Origin of the sequence: Laceyella sediminis (assembly GCF_003003125.1) — a bacterium.
GTDB lineage: Bacteria > Bacillota > Bacilli > Thermoactinomycetales > Thermoactinomycetaceae > Laceyella > Laceyella tengchongensis.
In genome coordinates this window covers 140565-156904 of the sequence record NZ_PVTZ01000005.1, presented here as the reverse complement: position 1 = coordinate 156904, position 16340 = coordinate 140565, and the positions used below count along the sequence as shown (strand labels likewise).

The following is a 16340-nucleotide window of genomic DNA, read 5'->3' as shown; positions in this document are numbered from 1 at the left end:
GATAGAGGTATTGGGAAAATATTTCTTGTCCCGAAAGAGATAAGGAATCGGTTTCTTTTTGTGGTTTTTTCAGATTATTTATCTTTTTATGTGATATTGCGGGGGCAGTCGTGGGTAAGAAATAAAAAATAAAGCAGTTGGAAAAAATTACACTCCTTTATATGGAAAAATTTATATGTTTATTCCTTTATAAAATGAAATAGATGGAGTAATATAGAAATAACAAGAATTCGGAAAGGATAGGTCGCGATGAACATTTTGGAAATGAGTGAAGTGGGCAAATACATTCGTAAAGTGAGAAAGGAACGGGGATTGCGGCTGGAAGATCTCTCTGACCAGCACATCTCCACTGCCACTATCAGTAACATCGAGCGTGGCGTACCTCATGTGAACAAAGACAAAGTGTTGTATCTCATGAACAAACTGGGTTTGGATCTGAGTGAAGTGCCCGACATGATCGAAAAGGACACTGGGAGCATCGAAAGCTTGCAAGTGAAATTCACCGCGATTGAAACCATGATCCAACTTGGCAACTATCAACGCGCTTTAGCTCTGTTGTCCGATTTATCCGATGAGGTTACCTCTCAACACCAAGCGACGATTCACTACCTCAAAGGGCGCATTCATTTTATCAAGCGGGATTGGCGCAAAGCAGAAAGGGAACTGAGCGAAGCCATCCGTCTCGCTTATCAGGACCCCTACTCCCCCAAAGTCAACTTGGAGGCGGCCAGTTACTTGTGTCTGTCGGAATGCCGTATGCAACACAAGGACTGGGAGCAAGCGCTGAAATATGTTGAGCGAGGGCTGGACGCTTTAACTGATGAAGAAGAAATTTTCGAACAAATGCATGTGAAGCTTTTGCTCGCTCGGATCGAAAATCTGCAAAAACTGGATCGGGCCGATGAGGCATTGCGTGGTGTCGATGAGGTGTGGGCTCTGTTGCCGCAGATTCGCTCACGCCAGCTGATCCTCCAGACGTATGCGCTTCGGGCGGAACTCCTGCGTAAGATGAAGCTTTACCAAGATGCGATCCGCTATGCCCGCGAAGGAAGCCAAATCGCCGTGGGTAGCAGGGAATATGAGGGGATGTTCCGGTTGTGGTTGGTGTTGGCTCACTCCTATCAAGACGCGGGCCAACTGGCTGATGCGGAGGTTGCATTTGAGTTTGTGCTGGAGCTGGGAGAGCATGTGAACGACAAAGAGGATTTGGTGCAAGCGAGCTGTTCGTTGGGACAGGTTTATCTCATGCAAGGGAAAATGGAACAAGCGCGAGATATACTAAAGCAAGCTTTGGACATGGCGGAACGCATTCACCATGGTTTGTTGACCAGCACAGCACTGATCTTGTTGGGGCAAGCGATGAAAAATATGAACCATTATCTGGATGCTATCGAATATTTTCAAAGCGCTGGCAAGATTGCGGACAAAAATAAGTTAAAAGACCGCGTCTACCAGTGTTATTATGAACTGGCAGATTGTTATGAAAAAATTGGTGAAGAAGCGAAATTCCAGGAAGCGACCCAACGGATGTATCAAACGCAAAAAGAGCTCAACAAAAACAAACTGTATTTGTGAATTTGATTGACACGGTTTTGCGAAATAGCTATATTATTGAGATATAAAAATAATCTCTTATCCAGAGTGGCGGAGGGACTGGCCCAATGAAGCCCGGCAACCTGTTGGTTATTCCAATGTGGTGCTAATTCCTGTCAGAGAGTGTTCTCTCTGAAAGATGAGAGTGATAAGCGAGCGGCAAACACCTTTCATCTTTCGGAGATGAATGGTGTTTTTTTTATTTTGAGGAGAGGGTGGAGCCAGCATGGCCAAGCAGTGTGTGTCTGAACGACTGAAAGAGAAGATCCTAATCTTGGATGGTGCGATGGGGACGATGTTGCAACAAGCTGCGTTGACGGCGGCGGACTTTGGGGGGGAAGCCTTAGATGGGTGCAACGAGATGTTGAACCTGACCCGCCCTGATCTCATCGAGTCGATTCACGATGCCTATTTCGCGGCGGGGGCAGATATTGTAGAAACCAACACCTTTGGGGCGACTCCCATCGTGTTAGCAGAGTATGAAAAGCCTGAATTGACGGAAGAGATCAACTTAGCGGCGGCGCGGTTGGCGGTGAAATCATGCCGCAAGTTCTCAACGCCGGAATGGCCGCGCTATGTTGCCGGGGCGATGGGTCCGACTACCAAAACGCTGTCCGTGACCGGTGGCACCACCTTTGACGAGCTGGCCCAAGGCTATTATTTGCAGGCAAAAGCTTTGATTCAAGGGGGCGTTGACTTTCTCTTGTTGGAAACATCGCAAGACACGCTAAATGTCAAAGCGGGGAGTGTGGGTATTGAGCGGGCGTTCGCTGAATTAGGTGTCACCTTGCCGGTGATGGTCTCCGGCACGATTGAACCGATGGGAACCATGCTTGCGGGACAGACGATTGACTCTTTTTATGTGTCGATCGAGCATCTCAAACCGTTTGCCGTGGGCTTGAATTGCGCGACCGGCCCCGAGTTCATGACCGACCATATCCGCACCCTGGCGGGGATGGCTCGATGCGCCGTCAGTTGCTACCCGAATGCCGGTTTGCCTGATGAAAACGGTGACTATTTGGAAACGCCGCAAGCGCTGGCCCGTAAAATGGCCGATTTTGCGGCTAACGGTTGGCTCAATATTGCCGGGGGCTGTTGTGGCACCACGCCTGATCACATCCGGGCGATGAGCGAAGCATTGGCTGGCATTAAACCACGCCAGTTGCAAGCCACACATGCTCCCGCTGTATCGGGAATTGAGGCCGTTTTCTTAGAAGACAACCGCCCCATTTTAGTTGGGGAGCGGACCAATGTTATCGGTTCGCGCAAGTTTAAACGCTTGATCGTGGAAGGGAGTTATGAGGAAGCATCAGAGATCGCCCGCAAGCAGGTGAAAGGGGGAGCCCAGGTGATCGACATCTGCCTGGCCGATCCTGACCGTGATGAATTGGCTGATATGGAGCGGTTTTTGTCGTTTGTCACCAAGAAAGTCAAAGCGCCGCTGATGATCGACTCTACTGACCCCCAAGTGATTGCCCGGGCATTAACTTATACGCAAGGCAAAGCAGTGATCAATTCCATCAACTTGGAGGACGGCGAGGAGCGCTTCCAAGAGGTGTTGCCGCTGGTGAAGCGATTTGGAGCCGCGGTGGTGGTTGGAACCATTGATGAACAGGGCATGGCTGTTTCACGGGAGCGCAAACTGGAAGTGGCATTGCGATCGTATGAATTGTTGGTGGAGAAATACGGCATTGCGCCAGAGGACATCATTTTCGATCCATTGGTGTTCCCCGTGGGCACAGGTGATGAACAGTACATTGGGTCGGCCGTGGAAACGGTGGAGGGGATCCGCCTGATCAAAGAAGCGCTTCCCGGCACTGCCACCATCTTGGGTGTGTCCAACGTCTCCTTCGGCTTGCCATTGGCGGGTCGCGAAGTCCTTAATGCCGTTTATCTGTATGAATGCACCAAAGCCGGTTTGGACTATGCCATCGTGAATACCGAAAAACTGGAGCGCTACGCTTCGATTTCGGAAGAGGAACGCCGTTTGGCGGAGCGATTGCTCTTTGACACCAACCAAGCTAATTACGATGCAGTGCTGGCTGAATTCACGGCCTTTTATCGAGATAAAAAAGTGGAAGAGAAAAAGCAATCAGTCCATCTGACATTGGAGGAGCGCTTGGCGCGTTATGTGGTGGAGGGAAGCAAAGACGGCCTGTTTTCCGACCTGGATGAGGCGCTGACTAAATATAAGCCGCTTGACATTATTAATGGGCCGCTCATGGCGGGCATGGATGAAGTGGGGCGCTTGTTCAACGACAACCAACTGATTGTGGCCGAGGTGTTGCAGAGCGCCGAAGTGATGAAAGCGTCCGTGGCTTATCTGGAGCCCCATATGGACAAAGCGAAGACGCATGCCAGGGGGAAAGTGATCTTGGCTACAGTAAAAGGCGATGTCCATGACATCGGCAAGAATTTGGTGGAAATCATCATGGCCAATAACGGTTATGAGGTGGTGAACCTCGGCATCAAGGTGCCGCCGGAACAACTGATCGAAGCAGCGCGGCGTGAGCGTCCAGATATGATCGGGTTGTCCGGCTTGTTGGTGAAGTCCGCCCAACAGATGGTAGTGACTGCGCAGGATTTGCGAAAAGCGGATATTCATGTGCCGATGCTCGTCGGTGGGGCGGCGTTGTCACGTAAATTTACGGATACCCGCATCTCTCCCGAATACAATGGCCCGGTTTTGTATGCCCGAGACGCCATGAATGGCCTTGAATTGGCAAACCGTTTGATGAATCCGGAAGAACGGGATGCGCTGGAGGCCGAGTTGCGGGCGAAGCGGGTCAAATCGCAAGCGGCGAACACCGAAGTGAAAGCGAGTGTGCAGGTGGCTGAGCGGCGTGTCAGCGACATCAACCGTCAAGCTCCGTTGTTCGTCCCACCCGACTATGAGAAGCATGTGTATCGGGACGTGCCGCTCGCGCAACTGCGCCCTTATATCAATGAGCAGATGCTCTTGGGCAAGCATCTGGGCCTGAAGGGGAATGTGGCGGAGCTGTTGGCCGCTGGTGATGAGAAAGCTTGCCAATTGAAAGCTCAGGTGGATGAGTTGTTTGCCGCGGCTATTTCCGACCGGTTGATCCGGCCGCACGGTTGCTATCGGTTTTTCCCGGCACAAGCGGATGGCGACACGATTCTGATTTATGACCCCAACGATCACAGTCGGGTTATTGAACGGTTTACTTTCCCAAGACAGACGAAAGGCTCCTATCTCTGTTTGGCTGACTTTGTGCGGCCGGTGGAGTCGGGAGAGATGGATACCGTCGGCTTTTTCGCCGTCACCGCCGGTTTGGGAGTGCGCGAGCAAGCGGAAAAGTGGAAAGAGCAGGGCGACTACTTGCGTTCCCACTTGTTGCAAGCATTGGCGTTGGAGACGGCGGAAGGGTTTGCGGAACGGATTCATCAGGTGATGCGTAGTGCTTGGGGCTTCCCCGACCCGGTCACCATGACCATGAAAGAACGATTTGCCGCCAGATATCAAGGAATTCGCGTATCGTTTGGATACCCAGCTTGTCCCGATCTGGAAGACCAAGCCAAGCTGTTCCGATTGCTTGAGCCGGAAGAGATCGGGGTTGCGCTGACGGAAGGGTTTATGATGGAGCCAGAAGCGTCGGTGTCGGCGATGGTGTTTGCGCACCCTGAAGCCCGTTATTTCAGTGTGGTGTGAGGAGGAAAATAGATGGGCAAACCAAATTTGATTGAACGGTTGCGGAGCGAGTTGCTCGTGGGCGACGGGGCAATGACCACTTATTTGTACCAGCAGGGCGTTTCCATCGGCGATTGTACCGAAGAGTTGGTGCTAAGCGACCCCAAACTGGTGGTGGGAGTGCACCAAGCTTATTATGAAGCGGGAGCGCGGGTGATTGAGACGCATACGTATGGAGCCAACCGGGAGCGGTTGACGCGGTATGGGTTGGAAGGGAAAGTGACGCGCCTCAACCGGGAAGCGGTGCGTTTGGCCCGAGAATCGGTGGGGGATGATGCCTACATCTTGGGCTCGATCGGCTCCATCTGTGCCGGGCGCATGCCCGCCTATGATGAAGAGGAATACCGCGACATGTATGAAGAACAAGCCACGGCGCTGTTGCATGCCGGGGTGGATGGCATTCTGTTGGAGACATTTCTCGATGTAAAGGAAATGCTGTTGGCTGTCGAAGTGATCCGTCCTCTTACCAAACTTCCCTTACTGGCACAGTTTTCAATGTTGGAAGTGGGCCGGACGCGTGATGCGTTTTCCATCTCTACCGCGTTTCAGTTGTTGGCTGAGCGGGGGGTAGATGGAGTTGGTCTCAATTGCCGTTTGGGGCCGATGGAATTGTTGCGCGGATTGGAGAAAACGGTGGTGCCAGAACAATTGGTCATCACCGCGTTTCCCAATGCCAGCCGGTTAGGGATCACCGATGGGGAGTTGGCTTATAAATCTAATCCCGCCTATTTTGAACAAACGGCGGAGTTGTTGGTGGAGCAAGGGGTTAGCTTGTTGGGGGGATGTTGCGGCACTACCCCTGAACACATCCGGTTGCTAGCCCAAAGCCTGAAAGGAAGAAAGCCGGTGCCACGCCGCAATCCGCAGAATCGGGAGACAGCACAACCGGTAGCGGTGGAGATAACCGAGCGCGTCAAACCGACGGTCGTAGAGAAAGTGCGCCATAAACGGACGATCGTGTGCGAATTTGACACACCCAAGGACTTGGACATTTCCGCTTTTTTGCATGGTGCCAGCCGGTTGCACCAAGCAGGGGTTGATGCGATCACGATGGCTGACAATTCCTTGGCCACTGCCCGCATGAGCAATTTGGCCTTGGGGGCGATTTTAAAAGAGAAGATGGGAATTGAGCCACTTGTCCATGTTGCCTGCCGTGACCGCAACCTGTTGGGGCAACAATCACACTTGATGGGCCTTCATGCCTTGGGCATCGACCAAATCCTCGTCATCACCGGAGATCCGACGCGGATGGGCGACTTGCCGGGGGCTAGCTCCATCTATGATGTTACTTCGTTTGAGCTGATCCGCATGGTGAAGCAACTGAATGAGGGAATCTCCTTTGCTGGACGCCAATTGAAACAGAAAGCCCGGTTTGTCGTCGGAGCAGCGTTTAATCCGCATGTGCGCCAGTTGGACGCTGCCGTGCGTCGCCTGGAGAAAAAAGTGGAGGCAGGAGCCGATTTCATCATGACTCAGCCTGTGTATGACGCCCAAGGAATCATCGATGTGCATGAAGCGACGAAACACATCCCCATCCCCATCTTCATCGGGATCATGCCGTTGACGGGGTATCGCAATGCGCTATTTTTGCATAATGAAGTGCCAGGGATAAAAATTTCGCCGGAAGTGTTAAAGCGCATGGAGCAACAGCCAGACAAAGCGGCAGGGCGCCGGGAAGGCGTGGCGGTAGCGAAGGAATTGCTGGAAGTGGCATTATCCCGTTTCAATGGGATTTACTTGATTACTCCATTCTCATATTGGCAGATGTCTGAGGAGCTGATCCGCTTCATCCATCAGTACGATAGTCAGCACATTGCTTTGCGGGCCTGATGGAAACAGGTTCTGTACGGGCAAGAAAAAAATCCCCCCCTGTTTTTACAGGGGGGATAAACATGGAAACACCCAAAACCAAACCAAAACTGAGATGAAAAAGTTCAGGTACATAATCATTCGATGCGACAAACGATTTTGTGTCAACTTTTTATCAATTTTTTAGATTTTATGCTACAACCATTGGAATGATTGGATTCTCGGATAACTATTTGACGACCATTCGTTGCATTCCTTTCATTCGACACAACAAGACAAGAGATGTCAAAATCATACAAAAAGATGGATTTTGCATCGGATGAGAGAAAGCTGGTCTTCTGGGTAAGATGTTGGTCGTACCCCTGGAACCAATCATTTCCATAGTGGAAAATTCACTTTATCAACAGCAATAATTGAATAGAAACAGGGATGAATTGTCCATATTTTGAATTAAAGTGGCTTTATCTTTACGTTTATTCTGTTATATAGTATAAATTTAAAGGCGAATGAGTCGAAGGAGGGAAGCCGGGGAGATGTATGCGAATATTCTGGAACATGGCCTGTTGCTGTTCTCCATGCTGATCTCATTTATTTTGGCGGGCCTGTACATACGCGAACGCATTAAAAACAAGGAGAACTAGGCCTGCAACTTCACCCGGCCACAATCGCCGGACCCGCTCTGCTCCGGCGGAACCCGTTTTTTTATAAGCACTTATCATTGGTTTAAAAACCTCGCGGAGCATGGCGGGGTTTTTTTGTGCAAAAAAGAAAGGATGCCCTCCCGAATTGCTTGGAGGGAAGGCGGGTTGTTAACAACAGCAACTGCTTTCGTGCCGTCTTGATGAAGATACGTGTGAGGAAGAACAATGACGCGGGGGAACGGGATGGGGACGGCGGCGGCTACAACAATATTTCATATGCCACTTCAGCATTGCCATTTCGAACTTATGGCAGATTTTCAATTGCATATACAGATTTCGCAAAGCATGGGGATCACACGGCAAACGGTGCATCATATGATGGTGCCCTGGATATGGATACGGCATGGGCATTGGCATCGGCATCGGTTGCGCCGGCGGGCAAGGTCTCATGGGCGGGCATGGCGGCATCGGTTTCATGGGTGGCATGGGCGGCATCGGTGGCATCGGCTTTGCAGGTGGTGCTGGCGGCGTGTAAGGTTTTTGTGGTCTTTCCATGTTTTCACTTCCTTCATTTGTGATGACAGTGTATCTTATGAATGCCCCCGTGCGAATGTACCGTGCAGACCAGCCCATCTTTTGGGATGGCCAGAGCCGGGCGACCTTCCCTTGGTTCCAGTTGGAGAATAAGCTATAATGAGATGGACTATGCCTCGGACCAAACGGGGTCGGGAGGGAAACAGGAATGGAAGTAGTGAAAATCACACCGCGCGGATACTGCTATGGCGTGGTCGATGCCATGGTTTTGGCTCGACAAGCCGCCAAAAATTTGGACTTGCCGCGTCCGATATACATTTTGGGTATGATCGTCCACAACAGCCATGTCGTGGACGCCTTTGAAGATGAAGGCATCATCACCCTGGATGGGGAAAATCGCTTCGAGCTTCTTGATAAAGTGGACAAGGGGACGGTGATCTTCACGGCCCACGGCGTTTCGCCAGAGGTGCGCAAAAAGGCGCGGGCAAAAGGGCTGACGATCGTGGACGCCACTTGCCCGGATGTAACTCGCACCCATGATTTGATTCGCGAAAAAGTGGCTGACGGATATGAAGTGATCTACATTGGCAAGAAGAACCATCCGGAGCCGGAAGGGGCGATGGGCGTCGCTCCGGGGCGCGTGCACCTGATTGAGAAGGAAGAAGACATCGAGAAGTTGGAACTAAACACAGATCGGCTGTTGGTTACCAACCAAACGACCATGAGCCAATGGGATACGGCGCATTTGATGAATAAAGTGCGTGCCAAATTCCCGACGGTCGAGATTCACAATGAAATCTGCCTCGCAACGCAAGAGAGGCAAGAAGCGGTCGCCGAACAAGCCAAGCAGACGGATTTGGTGATTGTGGTAGGAGATCCGCGCAGCAACAATTCTAACCGCTTGGCACAGGTGGCCAAAGAGATCGCCGGCGTAGAGGCGTACCGGATCAGCGATGTGACGGAATTGAACATCGAATGGTTGAAAGGGAAGAAAAAGGTGGGCGTGACGGCGGGCGCATCCACCCCGACGCCGATTACCCGCGAAGTGATTCAGTTTCTGGAGCAGTTTGAAGAGAGCGATCCAAGCACCTGGGTGATTGAGCGCAAAGTGGACATGAAGAAAATCTTGCCGCCAGTGCGTGAGAAAAAGTTGAATCGGCAAAAATAGAAAACCGGGGCAACCCCGGTTTTTTGTTGGGTGGATGTGCTTGATTATTCTAACAATTAGGCGAAACGCAAGCATGTTATCTTTGTTGGTAGCGGGTAGCCATGAAGTCGTAGCATTGGTTCATGGTACCGCGGAATTCCACCTGATGATCCTTTTTCATGGGATTATACCAGGCGAAGTAGTTGTCCTCGTGAATGATGGATGGTGGTAATTTTTCAGAATCTCTTATGACATAATACATCTTTTTTAAACACACCTCCTAGATGTAGTATGTTCAAAAAGACGAAATTTAACCCGGATTTGCCAAAAAAATTAACTTTTTAGCACGGCCAATGGAAGAGCGACCCAATCTTCAGTCCCTTCCCAATTCCCCCAAGCCATCACGCCGTTGAGATAATCCACATAGAAGCGGCGCGTTTCCCCTTCCACCGCGTACCACCGTTTCGGGGGGATGGTGGCGGGATCGACCAAATACGAGCGGGCCAGTTTGCGTTTTTGGCTGATGATATGAACTTGGCTGTCTAGTCCGTGTTCTCTCGCCCACTTCTCTTCCTGTTCCAGCTGGCGAATCGTTTCGGTAAGGGTTTCTTTGTCCATCTCGCTGAAGCGCATCTTCGTTTCCTCCTTTGTATCACAATCACATGTTACAATGAAAAAGACTGGAGGTGAAGGGGATTACTGTTTTCTTGCTGTTTGTTGATGGAGTAGGGTTGGGCGACGATGCGGAATACAATCCTTGGGTGACTGAGCCGACGCCGCATTTCAGAAGCTGGTTGAGCGGATTGCCGCTTAGCCGCGCGGCGGTTGGTGCGCATGGAAAAGAAGTGCGCCTGATCGCGACGGATACCCGGCTTGGGGTGGAGGGATTGCCGCAGAGCGCAACAGGCCAAGCGGCCATTTTTACCGGCAGAAATGCGCCGCAAGCAATGGGGATGCATATGGCCGGACTACCGTTTCGCCGTTTGCGCGACTGGGTTCAGGAAGACAACATCTATAAGCAATTTGTCCGCAAAGGTTGGAAAGCTACATTTGCGAATAGCTACACTCAGGAATATTTTGAGCGGCCGGCGACCAAACGCGGCTGGATTTCCGTGTCGACTGCGACGATGCTGTCGGCGCAGGTGCCGGTTCGATACCTGCCAGAGTTGTTGCGGGGGGAAGCGGTATATCATGATTTGACCAGGCGCACGTTGAAAGAGCATTTGCCCGAGGTGGACGAGATCACGCCCGAAACGGCGGCCGAACATCTCACTCGCTTGGGACGCGACCATGATTTGGTGGTGCATGAATTTTTCTTGAGTGACCGCGCGGGGCACAAGCATGATCCCGAGTTGGTGCGGTGGGTGGTTGAGACATTGGACCGATTCCTGGGGGCCATGCTTCGGTTGCGCCAACGCCAGGACACGATTGTGCTGGTGAGCGACCATGGGAATATGGAGGACTTGCGCGTGCGCACCCATACCATGAACCCGGTTCCGACGTTGGTGGTTGGAGATGTCGGGGCGATTGAAGACGGGCAAGTGGCTGAGTGGAATTTATGCTGTATTGCACCGCTACTACAGCGGTTGGTGGAACGGCGCCAGAAAGGGGAAAGCTAAGATGTCGACAAGGTATATTCCACAGATTCGGCAGGCAGTCATACCGGAAGACGGAGGATGGGCGGAATTGAGCAACGGCGCGGTGCTGATATTGTCCATTCCGGAATGGACGGAATCGAATCAGGCACTGACCCGGGAGATGCAGTCCGTCTGGTTGTATGATCGAGCGAATGACGCTTATTTGTATTGTTTCAAATTGGCTGATGGCCAAGAATATGCGATCGCTTTTGCCAAAGAACACGCCGGGGTGCTGTTGGCGGACGAGCGGACGAAGGAGCCGTTTGCTATGCTGATCACGGCGCAGCCATTAGCCGCTGAAGAATATTCCCCTTACTTGCTGATCTCTGACGTGGTGTTGAAAAAACACCCCAAGGCTGGATGGTGAATCAGCGGATGATGACAGTGGTGCCGATCGGAACCATGCGGGCCAATTCGTTTACATGATGGTTGTACATGCGAATGCAGCCTCTGGAAACTCGTTTGCCGATCGAAGACGGGCGGTTGGTGCCGTGAATGCCATAATGGGGACGAGACAATCCCAGCCAGTATGTGCCGAAGGGGCTGAGGGGGCCGCCGGGATAACTGTTAGGGTAGGGGACTTTGTTGATGATCCGGTAAGTGCCTTCGGGGGTGGCGCTGGCCACCCGGCCGATTGCGATGGGATAAGATCTGATCTGCTTGCCGTTTTGGTATAGGTATAGCCGGAACCGTTTTAATTCAATCACAATCAAATACATAATAAAATCACTCCTTTTCTACAACATACGAAGAAAAGGAGTGATGCATGCACCCATGATTTTAGCCATCGTCCATGTTGCAGAGGAAACCGTTAATCAACAAGATTTCCCCTTCCCGTTCATGTTCTTCTCGCAAGCGGTCCAACAATTTTTTATATTCATTTGCGCGCGGCTCCATCGCCAGCACTTTGATTAGCGCCCGAATGACGATACCTCGCTCTCTGGGGGATAAGTACATCGTTCAGCCTCCTGCGGTGAAGGATGTGCGTATGGGTCGTATCCGGCGAATCCGATTACCCTAATGTCTTATCCTTCCCGTTTCAAAGGGTTTTAGACATTCGGGACTAGAGCGTGTCTGATGAATAGGCCAGCGGCTCCAAAACCATTTTCTCATTCGCTTCACGCGTTGCTAGGCGCTCCTCGAGAAAAGGTTTTTCCGCCGCTTCTTCCCTACCAACTTGATTCACCAGTCACGCCCTAGAATCAATATAGATCAAACATATTGACGTTGTAGTGCAATTGCTTTAAATACTCGAAGAGTTGGGAACGATGATGGGACAGGTGGGTCAGGATTTCGATCAGCCATTTGGAATAGGCAATGCCTTCCTGGCTGTAAAACGGTTTGCCCGTTTTGTGGACAAAGTCCTCGACGGTTAAGGCTGCCATGTACGATTTTAGGCGGTCTGCGCCGGAGTGCAAGAGATTCAGTAGCTCCGTCGCATTGTCGGTGAACAGTTCCTTTTCCAGTTTACGTATGGAGATTTCGTCTTGTTCCTGAATAATGGCTAAATCGACAGTGGGGATTTGGACGAGATGATTGACAACTTCAAGGAGAGTGCGCATCGCGGATTGCGGTTGGTAATGCCAATCCTTGTCTTCGATTTTTTCAATCAATGCGGCAGTGGTGCGAACCATTAAATCCAACTCTTCAAAGAGGTGTTGCCTGATTTGGCAAATGGCGGTCAATGCTCCTCATCCTTTCTGTTGTGTATTGGAAATGGCAAAACGGTTAATCGGATTAATTCTCTACTAGGAGCATGAAACCCTTTGAAAGCAAACGGCTGAAGTGACATTAATTAACAATGAAGAGGGGATGGGTGTGTCCTTCTTGCTGTGGCAAAATACAGGGCAGGAGTGAGATCATTTTTGCCTAAAATAACTGTTGCAGTTCATAAAGAGATGTGTTAAGTTAATGATTGTGACATTGAGCTAGTAGGATCCAGGATTCACTTAAAGGGTTGGGACCTCACTGGACTAACCTTCCCCCGTGGTGAACAAGCAGATCCTAGCGGAATTTGGCTCACACCAACTTTTTGCTAGGAAGGGGGCCGAAAGATATGGAATTTTCTACTTTCGGAAGACATGTAGCGATGGACGCGTGGGGCGTTGACTTTGATCTGATCAATGATGTTGCGTTTTTGGAGCATCATATGAAAGAAGCTGCTAAAGCATGTGGGGCGACGATTTTGTCAGTACAATCCCAACAATTTGAGCCCCAGGGGGCCACAGTGCTTGTGATGCTCTCGGAAAGTCATCTGACGATTCATACCTATCCGGAAAAAGGGTTCGCTGCCCTGGATTGTTACACCTGTGGTCACACTGTTGATCCCATGATCGCCATCAAATACATGATCGATGTGCTGAAGCCGACGCAAGCATTTTCGAAAGTGCTTCGCAGAGGTGTAGGGCCGATTGAGGTCATCCAACCAGACGTAGCTACGTTGACTAGAGAAGAAGTTACTGTTTGAACATAGAGAACATGTGGTAGCCGACTGAAGTCTCACGATGGGAGATTTTAGTCGGCTTTACTTAATTTTGCGAATGACGAAAACCGACTCGCTAGCGAGTCGGTTTTATTCGTTTTTATTGTTAGGAACGAATCAGTGCGCGGACTTGATCGCCATCTTCCAACTGAAGGGCTTTGTCCGCCAGCGCTTTGGCCTTGGCGCTGTCGATGAGGCGCACGCGTTGCTTCACTTCTGGAATCGCGGATGCGCTCATGGACAGCTCATGCAATCCGAGACCGACCAAGATTTCCGTCATGGTTACGTCTCCGGCCAGCTCTCCACACATGCCTACCAAGATGCCCGCTTTATCGGCAGCGTCACAGGTCATTTTGACCAAGCGCAGCACCGCGGGATGGGCGGCGTCGTACAGATGGGCCACTTGCTCGTTGCCACGGTCGGCGGCCAAGGTGTACTGAGTCAAGTCATTGGTGCCGATGCTCATGAAGTCTACTTCTTTCGCCAAGAGATCGGCGGTGACGGCTGCTGCCGGCACTTCGATCATGATGCCGACTTTGATATCGTCGGCGACCTCTGTCCCTGCACCGGTGAGTTCTTGCCGGCATTCTTCCAGCAAGGCTTTGGCCGCACGGATTTCAGACAGGTTCTCGATCATTGGGAACATGATCCACAAGTTACCATGTACGCTTGCCCGCAACAGCGCCTTCAATTGCGTTTTGAAGACGTCTGGGTTGGCTAGGCAATAACGGATGGCGCGGTGGCCGAGGAAAGGATTCTCCTCTTTCGGCAAATCAGCATATGGCAGGTCTTTGTCCCCGCCGATATCCAAGGTACGGATCACCACCGGTCGTCCGTTGAAGGCGGAGAGCACTTTGGCATAAGCTTGGTATTGCTCTTCTTCGGTTGGCCAGTGGTCGCTTTCCAAGTACAAGAATTCGGTGCGGAACAAGCCGACTCCCTCAGCATGGTTTTTGACTGCCAGCTCAATGTCATTCAAGCTACCGATGTTGGCGAATGTTTGAATCCGTTTGCCGTCTGCCGTATAGGCATCAGCCGCTGCCTCTTTCAAAGCGGCTTCCCGTGCTTCTTTTTGGGCGGCGATGAGTTGCCGAGCCTCTTGTTCTTCTGCTTCGCTAGGGTTGAGGATGATCGTTCCTTTATCCCCGTTCACGATCAATTTGTCGTCATCTTGAATGTTGTTAATCAATGCGCCCAACCCTAGCACTGCCGGAATGCCCAAGGTGCGAGCCATGATAGCCGCGTGAGCGGTTTTGCTCCCTTTGGCCGTCACCATGCCGGCGATGCCTTCCGGAAACTGTGCGGTGTCTGATGGGGTTAATTCTTCGGCGACAACCACATCTCCCGCTTTCAACTGCGAGGGGTCGAACGGCTTTTTGCCAAGCAGGTTCAGCAACAACCGAGAGCCCACATCACGGATGTCGTCGGCGCGGGCTTGCATGTATTCGTCATCGAGCGACGCCATCAATGCGCTCATCTCTTCCGTCACTTCTTGACAGATCGCCTCTGCGTTTTTTTTCTGGCTATGGATGCGGTTTTCCATTTCACCGGTGAAACCGGGGTCGTCCAAAAACGCCAAATGAGCGTCAAACACTTGCGCTTCTTCCTCGCCCATGCGCTCCGCCGCTGTTTGGCGCAAAGTGTTGATTTGCTCTTTGGTTTGATCGATCGCTTGTTTTAACTTTGCCGTTTCCGCTTGCGTGTCGGCAACCGTTTTCACCGTGACCGTGGGTTGCTCTTTGCGCCACCATACAGCGGTGCCCAGATTGATGCCCGGTGCGGCGCCTACGCCTTGGATTGTCTGGCTCACTGTGGAATCCCCCTTAATCATTACGAAAGCGTTGCGATGATTTCCGCCAATTTGTTGACAGCTGCTTCTGCATCTTCGCCTTCAGCGCGGATCGTAATTTCATCATTTTGTTTGGCCGCCAAGGACATTACGCCGAGCAAACTTTTAGCGTCCACTTCTTTTCCGTTTTTCACTAATTTGATAACGCTTTTGAACGCGGAAGCCTCTTTCACCAAAAGTGCTGCTGGACGTGCATGTAATCCACTTGCGTTGGTAATTGTTACTGTTTTTTCCATTGATCTTCACAAATCCTTTCTTACGGTTTATTTGAATGGGGGCGTGCGGCCGTTTCCGAGAATGGCTCGCATGCCTGCCAGAATGGATGATCCCGTTTGGCGGGAAAACCCGCAATGGTTTTCTTCATCTTCTGGCGCTGTTTGTGACGGTTTAAGGTGTCGGATGAAACAGCGTTTTTTGTTGTACGCTTTCATTTGTCTGTGTGCCAAAGGCGTTATGTTTCAAGAGGAGAAAGGAATGGAGACGAGCGCCATTGCTTGCTCCAACACTTTTTCGCCGTTCATGGTGGCGAAGGCTACTGGGTTCACCATGGCCAAGGGGATGGCATGGGCATCCGCCTTTTTTTGCAGGTCACGCTTATGATGTCCGATTTGCGGCTCCAATAAAATCACATCAACTAGCGGCAACTTCGCTTGGCACTCATGGATCCCGACGGCTTCTGCCACCAAGGGAACCCCTTTGTCCTGCGCGGCATCATTGATTTTTCGGCAAAGCACGCCAGAAGAGGCGCCCCAACTGCACACAAGCAATAAACGGATGGTGCGACCCATCGGTTTATCCCTCCCCGGTGACAGGTTTTTTACTTCTCTCCCAGATGGAAAACCCGCTTTCGGGGGATGGCACCCACATGACGTGCAATTTTGATGCCAACCCTTGTAACGGGCGGTAAATGAAGATGAACCGGGAAAGTGTGCAAAAACA

Annotated in this window: 17 protein-coding genes and 1 riboswitch; of the genes, 9 read left to right on the top strand and 8 right to left on the bottom strand. The window is 51.2% G+C overall.

The window, feature by feature from the left end; translation table 11 throughout:
- The first annotated feature begins 249 nt into the window (after positions 1 to 249).
- The 6 genes from CLV36_RS08095 to CLV36_RS17240 all read left to right on the top strand — a co-directional run bounded on the left by CLV36_RS08095 (position 250) and on the right by CLV36_RS17240 (position 9665).
- Positions 250 to 1575, top strand: a complete 1326-nt coding sequence (locus CLV36_RS08095) for a tetratricopeptide repeat protein (protein ID WP_106342318.1) — start codon at positions 250 to 252, stop codon at positions 1573 to 1575.
- Between the two features lie 54 nt (positions 1576 to 1629).
- Positions 1630 to 1739: riboswitch (SAM riboswitch) on the top strand.
- Positions 1740 to 1819: 80 nt separating this feature from the next.
- Positions 1820 to 5263: a methionine synthase gene (gene metH, locus CLV36_RS08090; protein ID WP_106342317.1), complete on the top strand. Its 3444-nt coding sequence runs from the start codon at positions 1820 to 1822 to the stop codon at positions 5261 to 5263.
- Positions 5264 to 5275: 12 nt separating this feature from the next.
- Positions 5276 to 7132 (top strand): bifunctional homocysteine S-methyltransferase/methylenetetrahydrofolate reductase, encoded by a 1857-nt coding sequence (locus tag CLV36_RS08085; RefSeq protein ID WP_106342316.1) that lies wholly within the window; start codon positions 5276 to 5278, stop codon positions 7130 to 7132.
- Between the two features lie 736 nt (positions 7133 to 7868).
- Positions 7869 to 8330, top strand: a complete 462-nt coding sequence (locus tag CLV36_RS16975; protein ID WP_146130609.1) for a hypothetical protein — start codon at positions 7869 to 7871, stop codon at positions 8328 to 8330.
- A 164-nt stretch (positions 8331 to 8494) separates the two neighbouring features.
- Positions 8495 to 9454: a 4-hydroxy-3-methylbut-2-enyl diphosphate reductase gene (locus CLV36_RS08080; RefSeq protein ID WP_106342315.1), complete on the top strand. Its 960-nt coding sequence runs from the start codon at positions 8495 to 8497 to the stop codon at positions 9452 to 9454.
- 73 nt (positions 9455 to 9527) lie between these two features.
- Positions 9528 to 9665, top strand: coding sequence for a hypothetical protein (locus CLV36_RS17240; protein ID WP_181352903.1), 138 nt, complete (start codon positions 9528 to 9530; stop codon positions 9663 to 9665).
- A 101-nt stretch (positions 9666 to 9766) separates the two neighbouring features.
- Here CLV36_RS17240 and CLV36_RS08075 read toward each other — a convergent pair whose 3' ends face one another.
- Positions 9767 to 10066 carry a DUF1811 family protein gene (locus tag CLV36_RS08075; protein ID WP_106342314.1) on the bottom strand — a complete coding sequence of 100 codons (300 nt, stop codon included), beginning with the start codon at positions 10064 to 10066 and terminating at the stop codon, positions 9767 to 9769.
- 74 nt (positions 10067 to 10140) lie between these two features.
- On the opposite strand from CLV36_RS08075, the gene CLV36_RS08070 reads away from it, so the two are divergent.
- Both CLV36_RS08070 and CLV36_RS08065 read left to right on the top strand, forming a co-directional pair.
- Positions 10141 to 11052, top strand: coding sequence for an alkaline phosphatase family protein (locus CLV36_RS08070; RefSeq protein WP_181352901.1), 912 nt, complete (start codon positions 10141 to 10143; stop codon positions 11050 to 11052).
- Position 11053: 1 nt separating this feature from the next.
- On the top strand, positions 11054 to 11437 hold the full coding sequence (locus CLV36_RS08065; protein WP_022737095.1) for a hypothetical protein: 384 nt from the start codon (positions 11054 to 11056) through the stop codon (positions 11435 to 11437).
- A gap of 1 nt (position 11438) precedes the next feature.
- On the opposite strand, the gene CLV36_RS08060 is transcribed toward CLV36_RS08065, so the two are convergent.
- The 4 genes from CLV36_RS08060 to CLV36_RS08055 all read right to left on the bottom strand — a co-directional run bounded on the left by CLV36_RS08060 (position 11439) and on the right by CLV36_RS08055 (position 12755).
- Positions 11439 to 11789 (bottom strand): L,D-transpeptidase, encoded by a 351-nt coding sequence (locus CLV36_RS08060; RefSeq protein ID WP_106342312.1) that lies wholly within the window; start codon positions 11787 to 11789, stop codon positions 11439 to 11441.
- A 61-nt stretch (positions 11790 to 11850) separates the two neighbouring features.
- Entirely contained in the window at positions 11851 to 12027 is a 177-nt protein-coding gene (locus tag CLV36_RS17235) for a hypothetical protein (protein WP_022737093.1), read from the bottom strand.
- Positions 12028 to 12133: 106 nt separating this feature from the next.
- A complete protein-coding gene (locus CLV36_RS17845; RefSeq protein WP_281257245.1) occupies positions 12134 to 12256 on the bottom strand; it encodes a hypothetical protein in 123 nt (40 codons plus the stop codon).
- A 16-nt stretch (positions 12257 to 12272) separates the two neighbouring features.
- Positions 12273 to 12755 (bottom strand): DinB family protein, encoded by a 483-nt coding sequence (locus CLV36_RS08055; RefSeq protein WP_106342311.1) that lies wholly within the window; start codon positions 12753 to 12755, stop codon positions 12273 to 12275.
- A 371-nt stretch (positions 12756 to 13126) separates the two neighbouring features.
- Here CLV36_RS08055 and speD point away from each other — a divergent pair, with 371 nt between their 5' ends.
- The gene (gene speD / locus CLV36_RS08050; RefSeq protein ID WP_022737091.1) at positions 13127 to 13537 is read left to right on the top strand and encodes an adenosylmethionine decarboxylase; all 411 of its coding nucleotides are present in this window, start codon (positions 13127 to 13129) and stop codon (positions 13535 to 13537) included.
- Between the two features lie 121 nt (positions 13538 to 13658).
- Here the strand turns inward: speD and ptsP are convergent, their stop codons facing one another.
- From ptsP to CLV36_RS08035, 3 genes are all read right to left on the bottom strand, one after another.
- Positions 13659 to 15362: a phosphoenolpyruvate--protein phosphotransferase gene (ptsP, locus tag CLV36_RS08045; protein ID WP_181352899.1), complete on the bottom strand. Its 1704-nt coding sequence runs from the start codon at positions 15360 to 15362 to the stop codon at positions 13659 to 13661.
- Positions 15363 to 15382: 20 nt separating this feature from the next.
- Entirely contained in the window at positions 15383 to 15637 is a 255-nt protein-coding gene (locus CLV36_RS08040) for an HPr family phosphocarrier protein (protein WP_022737089.1), read from the bottom strand.
- A 222-nt stretch (positions 15638 to 15859) separates the two neighbouring features.
- Positions 15860 to 16189 (bottom strand): PTS sugar transporter subunit IIB, encoded by a 330-nt coding sequence (locus tag CLV36_RS08035; RefSeq protein ID WP_106342309.1) that lies wholly within the window; start codon positions 16187 to 16189, stop codon positions 15860 to 15862.
- Between the last annotated feature and the right edge of the window lie 151 nt (positions 16190 to 16340).